Annotated in this window: 15 protein-coding genes; 9 read left to right on the top strand and 6 right to left on the bottom strand. The window is 61.5% G+C overall.

Annotation, left to right across the window (positions count from 1 at the left end):
* Nucleotides 1–124 precede the first annotated feature (124 nt).
* From tesB to BM267_RS03565, 3 genes are read left to right on the top strand one after another with little or no spacing between them, the layout of a single operon-like run.
* Complete coding sequence (gene tesB, locus BM267_RS03575; RefSeq protein WP_036988511.1) at nucleotides 125–988, top strand: acyl-CoA thioesterase II; 864 nt, start codon at nucleotides 125–127, stop codon at nucleotides 986–988.
* Nucleotide 989: 1 nt separating this feature from the next.
* Nucleotides 990–1589: an HAD family hydrolase gene (locus BM267_RS03570; RefSeq protein ID WP_036988512.1), complete on the top strand. Its 600-nt coding sequence runs from the start codon at nucleotides 990–992 to the stop codon at nucleotides 1587–1589.
* A gap of 43 nt (nucleotides 1590–1632) precedes the next feature.
* Nucleotides 1633–3669, top strand: a complete 2037-nt coding sequence (locus tag BM267_RS03565) for an LTA synthase family protein (protein WP_074777855.1) — start codon at nucleotides 1633–1635, stop codon at nucleotides 3667–3669.
* 65 nt (nucleotides 3670–3734) lie between these two features.
* Here the strand turns inward: BM267_RS03565 and nadC are convergent, their stop codons facing one another.
* On the bottom strand, nucleotides 3735–4583 hold the full coding sequence (gene nadC / locus BM267_RS03560) for a carboxylating nicotinate-nucleotide diphosphorylase (RefSeq protein WP_074777857.1): 849 nt from the start codon (nucleotides 4581–4583) through the stop codon (nucleotides 3735–3737).
* A gap of 146 nt (nucleotides 4584–4729) precedes the next feature.
* A complete protein-coding gene (locus tag BM267_RS03555; protein WP_036990001.1) occupies nucleotides 4730–6097 on the bottom strand; it encodes an alanine/glycine:cation symporter family protein in 1368 nt (455 codons plus the stop codon).
* A 189-nt stretch (nucleotides 6098–6286) separates the two neighbouring features.
* Between BM267_RS03555 and BM267_RS03550 the strand changes: the two genes are divergently transcribed.
* From BM267_RS03550 to BM267_RS03535, 4 genes are all read left to right on the top strand, one after another.
* On the top strand, nucleotides 6287–8602 hold the full coding sequence (locus BM267_RS03550) for a DUF1631 domain-containing protein (protein WP_074777859.1): 2316 nt from the start codon (nucleotides 6287–6289) through the stop codon (nucleotides 8600–8602).
* A gap of 53 nt (nucleotides 8603–8655) precedes the next feature.
* Nucleotides 8656–9234, top strand: coding sequence for a 1,6-anhydro-N-acetylmuramyl-L-alanine amidase AmpD (ampD, locus tag BM267_RS03545; protein ID WP_074777861.1), 579 nt, complete (start codon nucleotides 8656–8658; stop codon nucleotides 9232–9234).
* Entirely contained in the window at nucleotides 9231–10058 is an 828-nt protein-coding gene (ampE, locus tag BM267_RS03540; protein WP_074777863.1) for a regulatory signaling modulator protein AmpE, read from the top strand. Before ampD ends, ampE begins: the two co-directional genes overlap by 4 nt.
* A gap of 153 nt (nucleotides 10059–10211) precedes the next feature.
* A complete protein-coding gene (locus tag BM267_RS03535; protein ID WP_074777865.1) occupies nucleotides 10212–12227 on the top strand; it encodes a methyl-accepting chemotaxis protein in 2016 nt (671 codons plus the stop codon).
* Between the two features lie 32 nt (nucleotides 12228–12259).
* Here the strand turns inward: BM267_RS03535 and BM267_RS03530 are convergent, their stop codons facing one another.
* The 3 genes from BM267_RS03530 to BM267_RS03520 all read right to left on the bottom strand — a co-directional run bounded on the left by BM267_RS03530 (nucleotide 12260) and on the right by BM267_RS03520 (nucleotide 14921).
* Nucleotides 12260–12826 (bottom strand): cob(I)yrinic acid a,c-diamide adenosyltransferase, encoded by a 567-nt coding sequence (locus BM267_RS03530; RefSeq protein ID WP_074777867.1) that lies wholly within the window; start codon nucleotides 12824–12826, stop codon nucleotides 12260–12262.
* Nucleotides 12827–13036: 210 nt separating this feature from the next.
* The gene (locus BM267_RS03525; RefSeq protein WP_074777869.1) at nucleotides 13037–13963 is read right to left on the bottom strand and encodes a 2-dehydropantoate 2-reductase; all 927 of its coding nucleotides are present in this window, start codon (nucleotides 13961–13963) and stop codon (nucleotides 13037–13039) included.
* The gene (locus BM267_RS03520; RefSeq protein ID WP_074777871.1) at nucleotides 13956–14921 is read right to left on the bottom strand and encodes a GGDEF domain-containing response regulator; all 966 of its coding nucleotides are present in this window, start codon (nucleotides 14919–14921) and stop codon (nucleotides 13956–13958) included. Before BM267_RS03520 ends, BM267_RS03525 begins: the two co-directional genes overlap by 8 nt.
* A 111-nt stretch (nucleotides 14922–15032) precedes the next feature.
* On the opposite strand from BM267_RS03520, the gene BM267_RS03515 reads away from it, so the two are divergent.
* Both BM267_RS03515 and BM267_RS03510 read left to right on the top strand, forming a co-directional pair.
* Nucleotides 15033–15518 (top strand): YajQ family cyclic di-GMP-binding protein, encoded by a 486-nt coding sequence (locus BM267_RS03515; protein WP_074777873.1) that lies wholly within the window; start codon nucleotides 15033–15035, stop codon nucleotides 15516–15518.
* A 12-nt stretch (nucleotides 15519–15530) separates the two neighbouring features.
* Entirely contained in the window at nucleotides 15531–16364 is an 834-nt protein-coding gene (locus BM267_RS03510; protein WP_074777875.1) for a mechanosensitive ion channel family protein, read from the top strand.
* Between the two features lie 47 nt (nucleotides 16365–16411).
* Here BM267_RS03510 and BM267_RS03505 read toward each other — a convergent pair whose 3' ends face one another.
* Nucleotides 16412–17773 (bottom strand): AmpG family muropeptide MFS transporter, encoded by a 1362-nt coding sequence (locus BM267_RS03505; RefSeq protein ID WP_074777877.1) that lies wholly within the window; start codon nucleotides 17771–17773, stop codon nucleotides 16412–16414.
* Nucleotides 17774–17778: the final 5 nt, after the last annotated feature.

The raw sequence follows: 17778 nt of genomic DNA, 5'->3' as shown, positions 1-17778 counted from the left end.
CGCGAAGTTTAACGCGAAATGTCGGGTTCCGAGCAAAAGGCTGTAACAATTGCCCGCTCAGGTTTAAAATCCTCAGCCTTTTGGTGCGTCGTTCTGTCGCCGGGTCACACGTTGAGGAGTCCCTATGAGCCAATTGCTGGATAATCTGGTCAGTTTGCTGGCGTTGGAGAAAATCGAGGAAAACCTGTTTCGCGGCCGGAGCGAAGATCTGGGCTTCCGTCAGCTGTTCGGTGGGCAGGTATTGGGCCAGGCACTGTCGGCGGCCAGCCAGACGGTCGACCCGGCGCGCAAGGTGCATTCGGTGCACGGCTATTTTCTGCGCCCCGGCGACGCCAGCATGCCGATCGTCTATCAGGTCGAGATGCCGCGCGACGGGGGCAGTTTCACCACCCGTACGGTCAGTGCAATCCAGAAGGGGCGAGCGATCTTCACGTTGATGGCTTCCTTCCATGGCGAAGAGCGGGGCGTATCGCATCAGTCGCCAATGCCGGAGGTGCCGGGTCCGGAAGGCTTGAAGAGCGAGCTGGAAATCTGCCTGGAGAACCAGCACCTGCTGCCTGACGCAGTGCGTGACAGTGTACTTTGCCCCAAGCCCATCGAAATTCGTCGGATCAACGGCTATAACCCCTTCAAACCGAAGGCCTCTGAGCCCCAGCAGTACATCTGGTTCCGTGCCGATGGACAATTGCCGGATGACGATCACCTGCATCGCTATCTCTTTGCCTACGCGTCGGATTTCAATCTGCTGAGCACCGCCGCCTTGCCTCACGGCATCTCGACCTGGTCGCCGCACATGCAGGTCGCCAGCCTGGACCACGCGGTCTGGTTCCACCGTCCGCTGCGCATGGATGACTGGCTGCTGTATGCCATGGACAGCCCCTCTGCCGATGGCGCCCGGGGTTTCTCCCGTGGCCTGGTCTATAACCGCGCCGGTGAACTGGTGGCGTCGGTGGCCCAGGAATCGCTGATGCGCGATCGGCGCGGCTGATATGCAGCAAATACGCGGCTGGATCTTCGATCTCGACGGCACCCTGACGGTCGCTCAGCATGACTTTCCGGCGATTCGCCGAGAGCTGGGCATTCCCGCCGACGAGGACATCCTCACTCACCTCGGGCGCCTGCCCATTGCCGAGCGTCAGCGCCTGAACGATCAGCTCGACGCCATCGAACTGCGCCTGGCTGCCGATGTGGCGCCGGCACCCGGCGCGGCCGAATTGGTCCGCGCACTGCATGCCGGCGGCCAGCGCCTGGGTATTCTCACGCGCAACCTGCGTAGCGTGGCGATGGCATCGCTGGAGCGTATCGGGGTGCTCGACTGTTTTACCCCGGAGCACATTATCGGGCGTGACGAAGCGCCGCCGAAACCGGCGCCGGATGGCATTCATCGACTGCTGGCCGACTGGCAGTTGAGCGAGGCCGAGGCGGTGATGGTCGGCGACTTCCGCTTCGACCTGGAGGCAGGCCGGGCGGCCGGCTGTCGGACTTGCCTGGTGTTTTCCGAAAACGCCTGGCCGGAGATGACCGACCTGCACGTGCCCGACTGTCAATCGCTGTTGGCCCGGTTACGGGCCATGGATTACCTGACATGAGTGGTCGCGGCCACCAACCCAACATCTTCAAAGGAGTATCCCTATGAGCTGGCTGCAATCCCGACGCCTGCATTATTTCCTGGGCGGGGTAGCCATTCTGTTCGGGCTGCTGGTCGCGCTGCGGATGGTGTTTCTGTTCGGCTTTTCTTCGGTTACCGGTGGCGAGAGTCACCCCTGGGCATTGGTGCTCGAAACCCTCGGTATTGGTGTCCGCTTCGATCTGCGGTTGGCCGTGCTGCTGATGTTGCCGGCGATGCTGCTGGCCTGGCTGCCCCGCTGGAACAGTGTGCGTAGCGGGTTGCTGCGCGGCGTCAGCCGGATCTGGTTCCTGCTGGCGCTGGCCGTGGTGCTACTGATGTACTTCATCGACTTCGGCCACTACGCCTACCTCGGCGTACGGCTGAATGCCTCGGCGCTGAAATTCCTCGGTGATGTGCAGATTTCCCAGCAGATGCTCTGGGAGAGCTACCCGGTGGTCTGGATCACCCTCGGCTGGCTGGCTCTGCTGGGGTTGTCGGTATTCGCGTTGTTTCGTCTGGAGCGCGTCACTTTCGATCGGCAGGTGCGGCCCATCGGGCTCTGGGCGCGTGTCTGGGGCAGTGCGGCGATGGTAGTGGTGGTGTTTTTCGTACTTATCGGCCGCACCAGCAACGTCAACCTGGAGAACCCCGTTCCGCTGCGCTGGAACGATGCCTTCTTTGCCGGTGATAGCCAGCTGGGCGCGCTGGGCCTCAACCCGGTGCTGTTTTTCTATGACACCTTGAAGGTGCCGCAGGAGCGCTACGACGAGGCGCAGGTGCGCGAGTACTATCCCCAGATCAGCGCTTATCTGGGTGTTGATGCCCCTGATGCCGAGCAGCTCGATTTCTCGCGTCGTGTACCGGCGCAGCCACACCGGCTGGCCGGCGCGGCTCCGAATATCGTTTTCATCATGCTGGAATCCCTGGGCACTACCGCGGTGGGCGCCTATGGCAACCCGTTGAACCCGACGCCGAACCTGGATCGTCTGGCCGAGCAGAGCTGGTTCTTCCAGCACTTCTACGTGCCGGTGACGGGCACGGCGAAAACCGTCTGGGCGAGCATCTCCGGTGTGCCCGATGTGTCACGCTCGGAAACCGCTACCCGCAACCCGTTGATCACCAACCAGCATACTCTGATCAACGAATTGCAGGACTATCACAAGCTGTACACCATTGGCGGCAACTCCGGCTGGGCCAATATGAACGCCCTGGTGCGTCAGAGCATCGATGGCATCAAGCTCTACGAAGAAGGCTACTGGCAGTCGAAGAACGTCGATGTCTGGGGTATCTCCGACCTTGATCTGTTCAAGGAGACCGACCAGCTGTTGCGTGACCTGCCGCAGGACAAACCCTTCTTTGCCTATATCCAGACCGCAGGCAACCATCGCCCGTTCACCATCCCCAAGGAAAATGATGGCTTCGAGGCCATCGATCGGTCGTTGGAAGAGGTGCAGGCGGCGGGCTCGCGCAGTGTCGAGCAATACAATGCAGTACGGCTGCTGGATTTCAATATTGGCCGCTTCATGGAGATGGCCAAGGCGAGCGGTTACTACGACAACACCATCTTCGTGATGTTTGGTGATCACAATACGCGCATTGCCAATATCGACTACATGAAGCCGGCCTTTGACCAGTTGGGGCTGGAGAGCAACAACGTGCCGCTGTTGATTCATGCGCCCGCGCTGCTGGGCGCGCGGAAGTTCGATGAGGCGGTCGGGTTGACCGATCTGCTGCCGACCATGGCCGGGCTGCTGGGTATCGAATATGAGACCCGCAGCATGGGGCGCGACCTGTTGACCACGCCGCCGGAAGGGGAGCGAGTGGTGCCGCTGGTGCTGCGTGAGGGTACCTTCCCGCTGATCGGCGCGGTCACCAAGGACTTTCTGCTGCAGATGAACCACGACGGCAGCGAGCCGAGCCTGCATGACCTGCATTCGGACACGCCGCTGGACAACGTTGCCGAGCAGTATCCCGAGGAGTATCAGCGTTTGCTGCCACTGACCCGCGGCCTGCATGAAACGGCGCGCTATATGCTTTACGACAACGTTCGGGAGCAGTAGGGCAGAAGCGCGTACCGAGAAGCTGCCAGCCTGTATCGAGCACCAGCTCGACACAGGCTGGCAGATCACATGCTCAGGCGCATGGACAGGTCTACAGCCTTGACGTCCTTGGTCAGGCTGCCGATGGAGATGTAATCGACCCCGGTCTTGGCGACGGCGCGCAGAGTGCTTTCGTTGATGCCGCCGGAGGCTTCGAGCTTGGCCTTGCCGGCAGTGATTTGCACCGCAGTGCGCATATCGTCGTTGCTCAGCTCATCGAGCATGATGATATCGGCGCCGGCTTCCAGCGCCTGGCGCAGCTCATCCAGACTTTCCACTTCGACTTCCACCGGCTTGCCGGGACTGATGACGCGGGCCTGGGCCACGGCGGCGTTGATCCCGCCGCACGCGGCGATGTGGTTTTCCTTGATCAGGAAAGCATCGAACAGACCGATGCGGTGATTGTGGCAACCGCCACAGGTGACTGCATATTTCTGTGCCAGGCGTAGGCCGGGCAGGGTCTTGCGGGTATCCAGCAGCTTGACGCCGGTGCCTTCCACCAGGTCAGCGAAATGCTGACTGCGGGTCGCCGTGGCGGACAGCGTCTGGATGAAGTTCAGCGCACAGCGCTCGCCCGTCAGCAGGCCACGGGCTGGGCCGCTCATTCTGCAGAAGGGTTGATTGGGCATTAACCGGTCGCCATCGGCGGCCAGCCACTCGATCTTGATCTGTGGATCTACCTGCCGGAATACCTCATCAGCCCAGGCCGTACCGCAGAGAATCGCCGGCTCGCGGGAGATGATGGTTGCCTGTGCCTGCCGATCCGCTGGTATCAGGGCTGCAGTGATATCGCCATCGCCGACATCCTCGGCAAGGGCGCGGCGCACTTGATCCTGAATGGAGGATTGCATACTGTCCAGGGTGATATTCGGCATGGGTTGCTCCGCTGAGGATCGGATGGAAACCCCGAAGTATACCCGATAGAGGCCTTCCTCGGATTGTCCGAAACGCTGAGCCGAGGGAAGTTGCGCCCGCCCCGGCAGTGGATGACTACCGGGGCGGGCGTCTTGGTTAACGCTGCTTAGTCAGCATCGCGCACTGTGCTGGGCTGACTGAAGTAGATCCGTGTGAGCTTGAACACGACCGGGCTCAGCAGCAGCAGGGCGATCAGGTTGGGAATGGCCATCATCGCATTGAGCGTATCGGCGACCAGCCACAGGGCGCCCAGGTTGATCATCGGCAACGTGCCCAGTGGGACGGCGATGATCCAGACGATACGAAACGGCATGATCGCCCGCTCGCCGAACAGGAACTGGGTACATTTCTCGCTGTAGAAGCTCCAGCCCAGAATGGTCGTGAAGGCGAAGGTAGCCAACCCGATGCTGACAATATATTCGCCCCAGCCGGGCAGTCCCTGGTTGAATGCATGTACCGACAGGGATGCGCCGTTCTCACCGCTCTGCCAGGCGCCGGTGACGATAATTACCAGGCCGGTGATGGTGCAGATGATGATAGTGTCGATGAAGGTGCCGAGCATGGCTACGGTACCCTGACGGATCGGATTGTTGGTCTTGGCAGTGGCGTGGGCGATCGGCGCACTGCCCAGGCCGGCCTCGTTGGAGAACACGCCGCGGGCCACACCAAAGCGTATGGCGGCCCAGACCGTGGCGCCGGCGAAGCCGCCAGCCGCAGAAGCCGGGTTGAATGCGTGATGCAGAATCAGCCCGAACGCCGCAGGAATTTCTGCTGCGTTGATGATCAGGATGATCAGGCCGCCGCCGACGTAGAAGAGCGCCATCAGCGGCACCAGCTTGCCTGCTACCTCACCGATACGCTTGATGCCGCCGATCAGAACCAATGCCACCAATACGCCGATCACCACCCCGGTGACCACCGGATTGATGTTGAAGGTGCTCTGCATGGCATCGGCTACGGAGTTGGACTGGATGGTGTTGCCGATGCCGAAGCCGGCAAGCATGCCGAAGATGGCGAACAACACGCCTAGCCATTTCCAGTTCTTGCCAAGGCCATTGCGGATGTAGTACATCGGGCCGCCGACATAGTTGCCGAACGCATCCTTCTCGCGAAAGTGTACTGCCAACACCGCTTCGCTGAACTTGGTGGCCATGCCGATCAGGGCAATCAACCACATCCAGAACAAAGCGCCAGGCCCACCGAAGAAGATGGCGGTGGCGACACCGGCGATGTTACCGGTACCCACAGTTGCCGAGAGCGCTGTCATCAACGCGTTGAAAGGGCTGAGATCACCGTCTGCCTTGGTGTCTTTACGACCGCGCCAGAGCATGTTGAAGCCGTAGGCCAACTTGCGCTGGGGAATGAGTTTCAGGCCCAGCGCCAGATAGATCCCCGTGCCGGCAAGCAACGCCAGCATGAAGGGCCCCCACACCACCCCGTTGATTGCATTGATCACATCGATCAGATTATCCATCTGCTTCTCCATGTTTTGCCGATTGGTTTTTATTTTCTGTTTCCTTGTATTGCAAAACTGTGAGGTCTAGCAAGGAAAAAGGTTACGGAAGCTGCCGGATTGTCTAAATTATGTATACTTGCAGTAATTTGACGCCAGAAACTCGTCAGAGACGGGTTTAAACGACGGAACGATTCCCGGAGAGTTGGCATGTCCCAGGATTACAAGGTAGTTTCACTTGCCTCTGCTGCCGCTGGCAGGCAACGAGCCGAGTTCGAGCGCGGCGGCCTATTGCCAGCTCCCCTGGCTGCAGTGCGGGATCGTGCGCTGACCTTTCTGCGGGTCGGCCTGAGTGAACTCTTCGATAATGCTGACGATACGCTGTTCGAAAAGGCCGACCGGGCCAGCAGCAACGCTGACCAGAGCCTGTTCTTCGATGCCATGCGCCTGCTGCGATTGCAGCGCCACGCCATCGAGAAAAGCTGCTGTGATGGTTTGGAACGGCAATTTTCCTCACTGCAGAGCGGCCGCTCCAGCGCCCCCCAGAATGGCCAACCCTTCGATGTGGATACCCTCAGCCTGGTCCAGCCGGATGAGCTCGAGCAAACGGTCGCCCTGGATGGCATGGTAGGCCGGGTCAATGCGCGCAATCAGTTGCCGCTGGCCCATCTGGCTCTGCGCCTCGGCAGCCTGGTTGGGCGCCCGGTGGATGGAGCGGACAATCCGCTGGCTCCCAGTTGCCTGGTGCAATTGTTTTCCGACAGCTGCGCGCCGCTGGGTCTGGATATCAAGGTACGCCTGATCATTCTCAAGATGTTCGAGCGGCACGTATTCAACTCTATTGATTCGCTGTACCTCGATGCGAACGGGCTATTGAAGAACGCCGGTATTCTCCCTGATCTGAAGCAGGACGGCCTGCCGATGCGCCCGCGAGGGCCCGCAGCAGCAGGGCGGACATCTGCTGGTACTGCTGGCACCTCAGAGGCCGCCGATCCCCAGGTGCTGACCCTGTTCAGCGAACTGATCAGCAGCTGGCGCCATGCCAGTGGTGATGTTGCCCTGAGTGCGCTGGGCGCGCCGTCGGCGCCACCGGTGCGCAGCGACGAACTGCTCGGCATGCTCAACAGCTTTGCCGACCGACAGCATGCCGGACCCAACACGACGCTCCACGATCTGCGCGGGCATATCAATCGCCAACTCAGCGAGCAGCTCCGGCAGACCGGAGAAGTACGCAAGCTCGACCGGGTGGATGATGACGTCATCAGCCTGGTGTCGATGTTGTTCGACTTCGTGCTGGATGATGCGCAACTGCCAGCGGCACTGAAAGCCTTGATCGCCCGTATGCAATTGCCCATCCTGCGCGTTGCCATTGCCGACAAGAGCCTGTTCAATCGCGCCTCTCACCCGGCCCGGCGTCTACTCAACGAACTGGCACGGGCAACCATGGGTTGGAGCGATCACGATGATCTGCGACGTGACCAGTTGCACAGTTTGCTGGAACGCATGGTCGACCGGCTGCTCGGGGAGCAGCAGGCCGACACCGCCTTCTTCGAACAGATGCATGAAGAGCTGGCCGGCTTCGTGCGCATCGAACAACGTCGCGCTGAACGTCTGGAGCAGCGTACCCGGGATGCCGAAGAAGGGCGGGCCCGGGTTGATGCGGCGCGCCATCAGACGGCGCAAGTACTCAATACGCTGTTGCTGGGGCGGACCTTGCCGGTATTCGCCGTGGACCTGCTGCGCGATACCTGGAGTCAGGTCTTGCAGATGGTTTATCTGCGTGAAGGCGGTAATTCGACTGCCTGGCGCGAGGCGGTCGATACCGCCGAGCGGCTGGTGCAGAGCGTTGAGCCACCGGCGGCGGCCGAACTGGCGCAACGTCCGGAGTTCAATGTCAGCGTTTGCCGAGCTCTGTGCGACGGTCTGCGCCTGATCGGTGAGGAGCATCCGCAAGATCTACCCAGCATGGCGCAGTTGCAAGCGTTGCAGGGCAGCGTACTGCAGCGTGCAGCCCGCGCCCAGGCAACTCGACTGCCTTCGGGGGAGCGCGCGGCGGATGAAGATGCCATGGCCGCCGAAGTAGTGCAGGAGCCCGCAGCGCCCTACCAGGCGGCTGCCGAGGCATTGCCGGATGACGGCATACCGGTGCTGACCGAGACAGTGCTGGTGGATGAGACGTTGTTGCCCATGCCCGCCAGTGATGAACAGGTTGAGCTGGTGGATGATCTGCCGGGCGCCGCTGCCATCAGTTGGGTGGAAAGCCTGCATGCGGGCAGCTGGTTCGAACTGGCCGCGGTCGCTGAGCAGCCTGCTCAGCGGTGCAAGCTGGCGGCAATCATCAGCTTCAGCGGTAAGTACATCTTCATCAACCGGGCCGGCATGAAGGTTGCGGAATTCACCAGCGCAGCGCTGGCGCATCATTACGAGCGCCAACAGATCCGCCTGCTCGCCGATGACCAGCTGTTTGACCGGGCGTTGGAGTCGGTCATCGACAATCTGCGCCAACTGCGTACCCGCAGGGATTGACTCCCGCCCTACAGAAGCCCCTATCATAGTGGTTTTGCTGTCAGGGTGGATTCATGCAGATTGACACGGCCAGTGGTTGGCTCAGGGGGATTCGGCATTGTCCATCGGCGCACTTCAATGCGCGCCCCGAGGGAGCCGACATTTCACTACTGGTGATCCACAACATCAGTCTGCCGCCGGGCCAGTTCGGTACCGGCTGTGTCCAGCAGTTCTTCTCCGGTACCCTTGACCGTCAGGCTCATCCCTATTTTGCCGAGATCGCCGAGCTGCGGGTATCGGCGCATTTTCTTATCGAGCGCGATGGCGCCGTGACCCAGTTCGTTTCCTGTTGGGACCGGGCTTGGCATGCCGGTCAATCATGCTTCGGTGGTCGCGAAAACTGCAACGATTTCTCCCTCGGTATCGAGCTGGAAGGCACCGATGATGAGCCTTTTGCCGAGGCCCAGTACGCCAGCCTGATAGCGCTTACCCGTGTCCTGCAGCAGGCTTTTCCCCGCATCACCCGTACGCGGATTACCGGCCATGAACACATTGCCCCGGGGCGCAAGACCGACCCGGGTCCCTGCTTCGACTGGCCCCATTATCTTGATCAATTGACTGATACCGCACCGACGGATGAGGGTTGCACATGACATTTCTGGTACTGCTGTTGGTGGCGTTGATTCTGCTCTGGACGCCTTGGCGCATCGGTTATCCGAAGGAAGTGCTCGCGCCCTGGGTGAACTGGGCAGGCCGCCGCGGGCGCGATTGGCTGGCGCTGCTGGCAATCTTCTCTTTGCTGGTGCCCCTGGGGCTGCTGCTGTGGGGCGTACAGAGCCTGTTCTATGGACTGCTCACGCTGATTCTGCATGTCGCCCTGTTACTGTTGTGCGTTGGCCGGCACGACCCGCTGGGGCGCATGATCCAAGACTGCCATGCGGCATGGCAACGGGGTGACCACGCCGCGGCGGGGCTGATAGCCGAGCAGCAGCTCGGTGTGGTACCCGCCGATGAGACCGAAACACTGCCCGTGGCGGTGCAAAGCCGGCTGGTGGCCGTGACGCTGCAAGATTATTTCGTGCCGGCCTTCTGGTACCTGCTGCTCGGCCCGCTGGGTGCGGTGGCCTGGCGGCTGTTGTGGTTGGCCGCGCAACGGCCGACACTGCCTGCCGCCCGTCCCGCTGCCATGCTTGCCCATGCACTGGAGTGGATACCAGCCCGTCTGCTTGGGCTCAGCCTGGCGTTGGTCGGCCATTTTGAGATCACCCTGCGTACGCTGCGTGACCTGGCGGGCGACTGGGATCTGCCGGGTGGCGAACTGGCCTCCCGCTGCGCCAGGGCGGCGTTGAGCGGGAGCACGGTCGAGCTGGCGGCCGCGGAGCAGCAGAACGATATTCTCATCGAGACCCGTCAGTTGATGATCCGCGCATTGCTCACCTGGGCCGTGATCATTGCCTTCTTGTCGATGCTGGGCTGAATACCCACCGCTAAAGAAAAAATCCATTGTGCCGATAGGGAAGGGACATGCTGCCCCGCCGGTGTTGCGGGCTGGCAATAAAAAATAAGTGAGCCGACGCAAGGGGCCGTGATGCAGCACGGAGCTGGAGCGCAATCGGACAAGGAGAATAATGTGAACACCCTACTGGCACCCGCCATGGCCCTGATGAATCGTCTCGGCTATGCGATGAAATTCTGTCTGATCAGCGCCCTGTGTTTCGTGCCATTGATTGTGGTCAGCGGGATGCTGGTGAACCAGGCGTGGGACCGGGTACAAGTCTCTCATCACGCGCTGGATTCCATGGAGCTACTGGAACGGGTTTCCGGGCTGCTGGTCGATGCCGAGAATCTGCGTGGTCTCGATATCATTGCCTTTCATCTGGGTGCCGGCGAACACGGGGAGGAGCTGGAACGGCGCAGCAGCGAGGCATTGCAACGCCTGGTCAGCGGCCTGGAGAACCTGCCACTGAACGCAGCCGACCCCGACGCGGCTGAGCTGATCGGCAAGCGTGACGAGTTGCTGGCCGAATACCGCAGGATCGATGGCGCCTCGCTGCGCAACCGTGGGCAGATGTCGACCCAGGCCCATGTGGGGATGGTGACGCTGCTGAACTTCAGCGCGGCGTACAGCGGGTTGGCTCATGATTATGAGCGCAACGTACGTCAATTGACCGATCTTCTGGTCGAACACGCCCCGCAGATCACCTCGGTATTGGGGTTCGGTCGTGCGACGGGCGCCTACTCCATGGGCCTGGGCTACCTGAATTCCGATGCCAGCCGGGACATGGACCGCCTGTTGGAGGAAACCCAGCGCCTGGGTGTCAACTACAGCCAGGCGCAGTCCTTTTTGCAGCAGCCGGAGCTGGAGTCGCTACGGGCCGCGGCGCAGTCCAGCAATGCGTCGCTGGAACGGGCACAGGCGATCTTCGAAGACGAGATCATCCTTGCCGCCACCTATAACGATACCTGGGATGGGTATTTCCAGCGGATGAGCACCGAGATGGGCCACACCCACGCCTTCAGCCGCGAAATCCTGCAGTTTCTCAAGCAGGGGCTGGCCGAACGCCTGAGCCATGGCAACCGGGCGATGCTGATACTGGTGGTGGCGCTGGCGGTTATCCTGGTGCTGATCATCTGGCTGTATCTGGGCTTCTACATGGCGACCCGACGTACTATCCAGACGCTGTCTGACACCATGGCGAAGGTGGCGGTCGGTGACATGACGGCGCGGGTAACCCTGTCCAGCCGTGACGAGCTGGGCAAGCTGGCGGGAGAATTCAACGGCAGCATCGAGCGCATCCAGGGGCTGATCCGCCATGTCAGCCAGACGTCGGGGCTGGTCGGTGATCAATCGCGCCAGGTGATCGGCATCTCCAGCGAAAGCAGTCAGGCGGTGGAGAGCCAGCGGACCCAGATCGAACAGGTGGCCACGGCGATGAATGAGATGGCTGCCACCTCTCAGGAAGTGGCGCGTAGCGCGGCCTTGGCGGTGACCAACGCCGAACAGGTCAACAGCGAGACAATCACGGGTCGGCGTATGGTCGAGTCCTCGGTTGATGGCATCGAGAAGCTGGCCGTGGAAATCGAGAACTCGGTGAAGGTGATCAATAACCTGGCCGATGACAGCGCCTCTATCAGCCGCGTGCTGGATGTGATCAAGGGCGTGGCGGAGCAAACCAACCTGCTGGCGCTCAATGCCGCAATCGAAGCGGCTCGGGCCGGCGAGCAGGGTCGCGGCTTCGCGGTAGTGGCCGATGAGGTGCGCACGCTGGCGCAGCGTACCCAGCAGTCGACCCAGGAGATCGAGCAGATGATCGACCGTTTGCAGGGCGGGGTCGGGGCGGCCGTGAAGGCGATGGGCATGAGCCACAGCATGACTGGTGAAGCGGTGGATTCGTCAATCAAGGTCCAGTCGGCGCTGGACAATATTCTGCGGGCGGTCACCCAGATCGTTGACCAGAGTCAGCAGATTGCCGCAGCGGCTGAGCAGCAGACTGCGGTAAGCCACGATATTGACCAGAACATCGTGCAGATCAACCAATCCGGCGAACGCACCGCAGATGGTGCGCGGCGCACGGAGGAGGCCAGTGGCCGGATGGGCGAGCTGGTCGCGGAGCTGCAGAAGATCATCAGCGCCTTCCGGGTGTGAGGCGGGCGCTGATTCATGGCCTGCTACAGCCTTCACTCAGCCGGCTTGGGCTTCGGCTGCCATAGCACCTCGGGGGTATTTTCCAGCCGGGCAACGCTTCGGGCCAACACGAACAGCAGGTCGGACAGCCGGTTGAGGTAGGCCAGCGCCTGGGGATTGATGGCCTGTTGCGCGGCCAGGGTCTGATAGCGGCGTTCAGCGCGGCGGCACACGCTGCGGGCCAGATGAGCCTGGGCGATCAACAGTGAGCCGCCGGGCAGGATGAACTCTTTCAGCGGCGGTACCTGGGCATTGAATTCGTCGATCAGGGTCTCCAGCTCGGCAACGTCATCGGCGCTGATGATCAGCGCATCAGGTATGGCCAGTTCCCCACCGACATCGAACAGGCGATGCTGTACCGGTGCCAGGGCGATCTGCACCGGGGCCAGCGCCTCGCTGGTCAGCCCAGCCAGCAACACGCCGATACAGCTGTTCAGCTCATCCACCGCACCCATGGCCTCAATGCGTGGGCTGTCCTTGGCTACGCGGCTGCCATCGGCCAGGCCGGTGGTGCCGGCATCACCGGTGCGGGTATAGAGTTTGCTCAAGCGGTAGCCCATGTCGATCTCCTGCAGAAAAGGGAGCGCCAGCCTAGCCCGAACATTCTGATGGTACAAGAAGCTGAAGTCTGGGCTGTGGCTCAAGGAGTGGAGCTCCTGGGAGGTTCGAGCACCAGCTCGTACCAAGGCTGGCCGGCAGCATCTTGATACCAGGCAGCTCCGCTCATCGAGTCGAGTGCGACCCGTAGGCCCGACGCCCCCGCTCCCCGTTCAGGCGGGCGGCAGGCCGAGGTTTATCAGGTGGTCCTGCAGCTGTTGATGCAATGAATCGAGCACCGGTGTGGCCAGCCCAGCGAGGCGGGCGGTGCGGCAGGCGTGGCCGAGGATAAAGTTGATCTCGGTACGCCGGCCGGCGTGTACGTCCTGGCGCATGGACGAGCTGTTGGCGGCGGTAGCCTGGATGACGCTGTGCACGCGCTGGGTCAGTTCTGTGAGACTCAGCTGCACGCCCTGGCTGCCGAGCAGAGTGTGCAGCTCGGCCAGCAGCGGGGCGAACAGCGGACCGGCCCGCTCGGGCACCTCGCCGTTGGGGCAGTCGTGCAATGCGGTAATCGGGTTGATGGCGCAGTTGATCGCCAGCTTCAGCCAGAGCACCGGCAGGATGTCCTGCTCCCAGCGCCAGTCGATTCCCGCCTGGCTCAGCAGCGCCAGCCACTCCGGGGCCGGCTGCTGTCGCGGGTCGCCCAGCAGCGTCTGGCCGATACCGGCCCAGACCACATGATTGGCGGCGCGCTTCCAGGCGCCATCGGTGGTGCTGGCGTACAGCACTCGCTGGCTGGGGAAACGCTGGCTGGTTGCCTGCTGGCTGCCCAACCCGTTCTGCAGCAGCACCAGTTGACTGTCAGCCTGCAACCGTGACGCGATACTTTCCAGTGCGCCGGCGACAGCCCAGGCTTTGGTGGCGATGATCAGATGACGGATGGGCTCATTGCTGCTGTCAGCCAGCTCAACGGTGACCGGCAGGCTCTCTATCGTTTCCTGGCGCTCCAGCAGCAGGACGCTGTCACGGTCCAGCCATTCGCGCAGGGCGGCTGGGTTGCGCAGGATCAGCCGACAATCGATGCCGGCGCGGGCGCAACGCGCTGCCCACAGCAGGCCGAGGCTACCTGCGCCGAGAATATGCAGTGGCTCAGACAACTTGCGGCATCCGCACTTCAGTGATCAGGTTGGTGGCGTAGGCCTGACTGAGATGCTGCTCGGTCTGCTGCAGCATGGTGTCGGCGTTGGCGCCCTGATCATTGCGGTCCACCGTGCTGACGGATATGCCGGCACGTACCGAGAGGTAACCTTCGCTGGTCTTGAACGCCTTGAGGTTGAGGCCATCATGCAGGCGGCGGAAGCTGTTGGGTTTGCAGTCATCGGCGCTGTCGCCAACGGTGCAGATGGCGAATGTGTTGGCGCCAATACGCGAGATCACATCCATTGGCCGGACCAGTTGCTGCAAGCGCCGGGCGATGCCCCGCAGCAGTTCCTGCTGTACTGTTTCACCGAAGCGGCTGCCCATTTCGTCGAAGTTCTGAATGCCCAGCACCAGCAGGGAACAGAAGCCACCTCGGGACTCGACTTGCTGCAAGGCATCCTCCAGCCGTTGCAGCAGGTAACGGCGGTTGCCCAGTGCGGTCAGGCTGTCGACCAGATTGTGCTCTTCAAGCTGGGCATTGTTGCTGGCCAGCAGGCGGTTTTCATCGAGCAGACGATTGATCAGTTGGGTGATCCGATCGGCCGCATAGATGCGCGGTAGCAATTGTTCATTCATCGCCGACTTGCTGATGAAGTCATCCACACCCCGATCAAAGGCCTCGCCCAGCACGTTGTCGCCTTCCCGGGCGGTCAACAGCATGACGTAGGTGTAGTGATTGGTCTGTTCATCGCGTTGGCGAATGCGCGTGGTCAGTTGCAATCCGTCCATCTCCGGCATCAGCCAGTCGGCGACCATGACGCTGGCGGCGCGCTCCTCATGCATGGCCAGGGCGGCCATGGCGGAGCTGGCGAAGCGGATATCCGTATAGCCCGCTTGGGACAAGGTGTGGCCTATGACGGCACTGCTGAACTTGGTATCGTCCACCACCATGATGCTGAGTTGGGGGTTGGGCATGTCTGAGCTCCCTGCTGCATGTTTTTTAACTGACGTCGGTATAATGCCATGATGTCAGGGCAATGTTCTGCCGCCCCGTTCACAAATATCAGGTTTATTTGAGGTCAAGCCATGCCGTCTTTTGATGTGGTGTCCGAACTGGACAAGCATGAGGTAACCAACGCTGTCGATAATGCCATGAAAGAATTGGATCGCCGCTACGATCTGAAGGGCAAGGGCAGCTTCGAATTCAAGGAAAAGGAACTCACGGTCACCATTACCGCCGATGCGGAATTCCAGCTCGAACAGTTGCTGGATATCCTGCGGTTGAGCCTGACCAAGCGCAAGATCGACATCCAGTGCATGGAGGTGAAGGATGCCTATGCCTCGGGTAAGCAGATGAAACAGGACGCGGTGCTGCGCGAGGGGATCGACCAGGCACTGGCGAAGAAGATCGTCGCCAAGATCAAGGAGTCCAAGGTCAAGGTTCAGGCGGCTATCCAGGGTGAGCAAGTGCGGGTCACCGGCAAGAAGCGGGACGACTTGCAGGAAACCATGGCACTGTTACGGGCGGCAGAGCTCGACATGCCATTGCAATTCAATAACTTTCGCGACTGATCAGAGGTAAGAATGGAAGAATTAGTGAACGGGCTGGATGGTTTTCAGGATCAATGGCTGCCATTGGTGGTGACTTATGGCAGTCAGGTGCTGTTGGCGCTGGTTACCCTGCTGGTCGGCTGGTGGATTGTCGGGCGGGTTACCCGCGCGGCGCAGGCCATGCTGCAGCGTCGTAATGTCGACCCGACCCTGCATAGTTTTATCGGTACCCTGGTCAATATCGGCCTCAAGGCACTGCTGCTGATCAGCGTCGCCGGCATGGTGGGTGTCGAGACCACTTCCTTCATTGCGCTGATCGGTGCCGCCGGTCTGGCCGTGGGGCTGGCGCTGCAGGGCAGCCTGGCCAACTTCGCTGGCGGCATCCTGATTCTGGTGCTGCGTCCGATCCGGGTTGGCGAATATATCCAGGCCCAGGGCGTGGAGGGGACGGTCGACAATATCCAGATCTTCCATACCATTCTCAAGACTGCCGACAACAAGACGGTGGTTGTGCCCAACGGCACCCTGTCCAACGGCAGCATCACCAACTTCTCGCGGCAGCCGACCCGCCGGGTGAGCGTGGATCTGCGGATCAGCTATCAGGATAACGTCAAGCACGCGCGCAAGCTGCTGCTGGAACTGGCACATGCCGACAGCCGGGTGCTGAAGGACCCGGAGCCCGCCGTCTGGCTGGCGGCGCTGGGTGAAAGCTCGGTGGACCTGTCCCTGCGGGTGTGGACCAAGACCGATGATTACTGGGGCGTATTCTGGGGGCTGCAGGAGCAGGCCAAGGAAGTCTTCGAACTGGAAGGCATCACCATACCTTATCCGCAGCGCACCATGCATCAGGTTGCGCCACAGGCCTAAGGGCGCGCTGGCGGGGCAATGGGCCGCTGCGGCGGCCCATTGCTGGGTCAATCGACTCCGGGCCGCTGCATCCGGTCCGGATGTGCAAACTTCAACAGCATGGCAGCCAGGATGATCGCTGGTAGCCCGGTCAGCGCCGTGGTCATGAAAAAGCTCACCCATCCCACATTTGCCGCGAGTACGCCAGTGAAGCCTGCCGCAAACTGCCCGGGCAAGGTCATCAGCGAACTGAACAACGCATATTGCGTGGCGGTATAAGCGGTGTTGGTAAGACTGGACAGATAGGCGATGAACACCGAAATGGCCAGCCCGCCGGTGATATTGTCGGCCACGATCGCCAGGACCAGCCCGTAGGTTTCCGGGCCGATGAAGGCCAGCCAGGCGAAGGCCAGGTTGGTGATCGGTGCCATGAACGCGGTCAACAGCAGGATCGGCGCAATGCCGAAGCGGGCCACCAGCAGACCACCCAGTCCTGCTCCGAGCAATGTCATCCCCAAACCGAAGGCTGCGGCAATATTGGCGATCTGCGCCTTGCTGAACCCCAGATCCAGATAGAAGGGGTTGGCCATCACGCCCATGAAGATGTCACTAATCCGAAAGGTGGCGATGAATGCCAGAATCAGCAGCGACGCTTTGCCGTAGCGTTGAAAGAATTCGGCGAAGGGGCAAACCATGGCGCCGATGAACCAGGCGGTGAGGTTACGGCGCCAGCCAGCGTGGCTGGTTTGGGCCAGATAGTCGGCTACCCGCTGTTCAAAGTGCAGGGTTGAACTAGTCACAGTGACCGTCGGTTCGGCGATGATCAGCGTGGTCACTATACCCACGCCCATCAGTAGCGCCATGGCGCTGTAGGCCAGAGTCCAGCTGTCGATGGACGCCAGGTGCAGGGCACCGGCGCCGGCGGCAAGAATGGCCACCCGATAACCAGTAACGTAGGTGGCGGCCATGGCAGCCTGGCGGTGGCGGGCCTCGGCTTCGACCCGGTAGGCGTCGATGGCCACATCCTGGGTGGCGGAGCCGAAGGCGGCCAGTACCGCCCATAGAGCGACCAGACCCAGATGTTCCCGCGGGTCGGTCAGTGCCATACCCAGCAGCGCGGCGGCGATCACCAACTGCGCCAGCAGCATCCAGGCCCGGCGTCGACCGAGCAGGCGGCTGAGCAAGGGGACCGGCGCACGGTCGATCAGCGGCGCCCACAACACCTTGATCGAATGGGCCATGCCGACCCAGCTGAGAAAGCCGATGGCGGCCAACTCGATACCCAGGTCGCGCAGCCAGGCGCTGAAGGTGCCCCCTACCAGCAGCAGCGGCAGGCCGGCAGAGAATCCGAGAAACAGCATGCCCAGTACCCGGGGCTTGAGATAGACCTTCCAGCCTTCGCGTGCCTGGGTTGTCGTGGTGTCGTTCATTGTGT

Source organism: Halopseudomonas bauzanensis (assembly GCF_900114735.1).
Classification (GTDB): domain Bacteria; phylum Pseudomonadota; class Gammaproteobacteria; order Pseudomonadales; family Pseudomonadaceae; genus Halopseudomonas; species Halopseudomonas bauzanensis.
The sequence above is the reverse complement of the archived record's forward strand: the minus strand, read 5'-3'. Positions and strand labels throughout refer to the sequence as shown.